This window comes from Kitasatospora putterlickiae (assembly GCF_039527695.1).
GTDB classification, from domain to species: domain Bacteria; phylum Actinomycetota; class Actinomycetes; order Streptomycetales; family Streptomycetaceae; genus Kitasatospora; species Kitasatospora putterlickiae.
Window position 1 is genome coordinate 1 of record NZ_BAAAKJ010000058.1, and the last position, 2,312, is coordinate 2,312.

The window sequence follows — 2,312 nt, forward strand, 5'->3', positions numbered from 1 at the left end:
ACCGGCGGTGCCCTGGAGTGCGGTCAGAGCGAGGGCGGCGGTGGCCAGGCCGGCACACGCGGCCCTGGCGGGTCGTCGGAGCATGGGGGATCTCCCGCGGTCACGGTGTGGGGGTTGCGGGAAACCGTAGGAGCCCCGTCCGGCGGCGGGGGAGATGTCACCCGGGGGTACAGCCCCGGGCTATACCCCACCGGGACCGCGCGGCCCTCGCCGGTCTGACTCCGTGGTACAGAACACCTTTTGATGGACCGTTTCGTCAAGGCCCCCGGCGCCGGCCGGCGGCGCTCAGCGCTGCTCGACGAGGCCCAGCAGCCAGAAGTTCGCGTACCGCCCGGCCGCCGTCGCCACCGGATCGGCGGGCCGCCCGCCCCGCCCGAGCCGGACGGTCACCGCGTCCAGCGAGACCGAGGCGCCGCAGGTGTAGCCGAGCGGCGCGTACGTCTCGTCGGGCCCGCAGAGCACGGACACCACACGACGGGCCGGCGGGAAGCGCAGCACGATCCGCTGGTGATCGGCGGAGACCACCTCCAGGTTGAGCACCAGGTGCGCCCCGCCGACCAGGTACCAGCCGCTGCCGGGCCGGTCCTGGCGCAGCACCCCGGCGAGCAGCCGCAGCCGGCCCGTGCCGAGGCCGCCGAGCCCCGCGAACCCGCTCAGCGCGCCGATCGCCCCGAGCCCGCCGGATCCGCCCGGCGCGCCTGGCTCGCCGATCGACCGCTCCGCCCGCGTTCCGTCCCCGGCCCCGTCCCCGTCGGGCGGTTCGGCCGGCGCCACCGCCGCCGTGGCGAGCACCACGACGGCCGCCACCGCCGCCACCGTCCTGAGCCGTCGCACCGTCCCCCTCCTCCCGCCGCCGACCGGCCATCCGGCCATCCGACCACGCACGGTCCCGCCCCGCCGTCCGCCGTGCCGCCCCGCGTCCCGGATCACCCGCCCGGGTGGCGGACGCCGGCGGTCAGGAGCGGCGGCCCTCGCCCAGTTCGGCGAGCGCCGCCAGCACGGCGGCGCGCAGGAGCGGGTTGCCGGTCGTCCCGTCGATCACCGCGAGGGCCTGCCGCAGCCGCTCGGCCGCCTGCTCGGGGTGGTCCAGCCGGCGGTGGTGGTCACCCAGGTGGTAGAGGGTGATGCCCTCCAGTACCGGGTCCACGGTGGAACGGTGCCGGTCCAGGGCGCGGTGCAGGTACTCCTCCGCCTCCCGGCCGCGGCCCACCAGCATCGCGGTGACGCCGATGTTGGTCTCGCACACCCGGATCGCCCAGTCGTCCCGGCGCTCCTCCGGCTGTGCCCGGAGCAGGGCCAGCGCCCCCTGGAAGTACAGCCGCGCCTGGCCGTAGGCGCCGGTGCTGAGACAGTGGTCGCCCAGGTGGCCGATCACGTCGGCCTCACCGTCCCGGTCCCCGATCGACGCGAACAGGGCGCGGGCGAGCCGGAGTTCAGCGAGCGTCTCGTCGTGCCGGCCGAGCGCGCCGAGCGCGGTGGCGAGGTCGTCGCGGGCGTGGCCCTCGCCGTACCGGTCGCCGGCCCGCCCGGCCGCCGCCACCGCGAGGCGGGCCGCCTCCTCCCGGTCGTCCAGGTGCGGGCTGGTGAAGTAGTAGCTCCACAGGACCACCGGCAGCCGCCAGGCCAGATCGTCCGGACCGTCCCCGGCGGCCGCGCGCACCACACCCAGCACATGGGTGTGCTCGCCCTCGCACCACCGCTGGGCCTCCGCGGCGGTGCCGAACGAGGGCGGCTCGTACCAGGGCCCGGGCGGGGGGAGCGGGATCCGCCGGCGGTGCGGGGTGAGCAGCCGGGCGGCGGCGTCGGCGTGGTGCAGGTACCAGCTGCCGAGCCGTTCACGGGCGGCGGCGCGCACCGCCCGGCCGGTCTCGGCGGCGGCGCGCTCGGCGGCGTACAGGCGCAGCAGGTCGTGCAGCCGGTAGCGGTCCCCGCCCTGGTGGGTGAGCAGGTGGGCGCTGGTCAGCTGCTCCAGCACCGGGCGCACGACGGTGACCCGCTCGCCGCACAGCGCGGCGGCCGCCGCCGCCACGCCNNNCCCCCCCGCCGACAGGCGCGGGCCGGGGGCGAGTGAGAGCAGCCTGAACAGGGTGCGGGCGGTGGCCGGCAGGGCGCGGTAGGAGAGGTCCAGGGCGGCCCGGACGGCGGAGGTGGCGTCGCCGTCGATCGCCAGCGCGGTGAGCCGGTCGCCGGTGTCGCGCAGTTCGGCGACGTGGTCGGCGACGGTCCGGCCCGGCCGCTCGGCGAGGCGGCTGGCCGCGATGGCCAGGGCGAGCGGCAACCGGCCGCAGACGGTGGCCAGTTCGGCGGCCGAC

Annotated in this window: 2 protein-coding genes; both read right to left on the reverse strand. The window is 77.7% G+C overall.

What is annotated here, in order from left to right; all coding sequences use genetic code 11:
• Positions 1-285 precede the first annotated feature (285 nt).
• On the reverse strand, positions 286-834 hold the full coding sequence (locus ABD308_RS06720) for a hypothetical protein (RefSeq protein ID WP_344328930.1): 549 nt from the start codon (positions 832-834) through the stop codon (positions 286-288).
• Positions 835-955: 121 nt separating this feature from the next.
• The gene (locus ABD308_RS39600) at positions 956-1,216 is read right to left on the reverse strand and encodes a tetratricopeptide repeat protein (protein ID WP_425554709.1); all 261 of its coding nucleotides are present in this window, start codon (positions 1,214-1,216) and stop codon (positions 956-958) included.
• Positions 1,217-2,312 lie beyond the last annotated feature (1,096 nt).